We start from the raw sequence: 217 nt of genomic DNA, 5'->3' as shown, positions 1-217 counted from the left end.
AAACGTCCTGCCTGACCGGCTACTGCTGTTCAGCGGCGCTGACGGCGATCATCAGGTGGGGGAGTTTCAAGTGACCATACCCGGGGGATTTTGACCGACCCACGGGGCCATGACCGAGACTACCAATGTTCTTGCTTTCCGTCAGCCGTCCGCGGTTGATGATCCACTGACCGATATCGTTCGTGCCGGCGCGCGGGACCTGCTTGCCAGGGCGATC

At 61.3% G+C, this 217-nt stretch carries 1 protein-coding gene; it reads right to left on the bottom strand.

Annotated elements, in window-relative coordinates; genetic code table 11:
- Window positions 1-19: 19 nt before the first annotated feature.
- On the bottom strand, window positions 20-217 hold a 198-nt coding region (locus tag QJT78_RS52970), incomplete at its 5' end, for a hypothetical protein (RefSeq protein ID WP_281461029.1).

The sequence above is a fragment of the Bradyrhizobium sp. Mp27 genome (assembly GCF_029953005.1).
GTDB classification, from domain to species: Bacteria; Pseudomonadota; Alphaproteobacteria; order Rhizobiales; family Xanthobacteraceae; genus Bradyrhizobium; species Bradyrhizobium barranii.
Note: the sequence above shows the minus strand (reverse complement) of the source record. Positions and strands in the feature narration are given on the sequence as shown.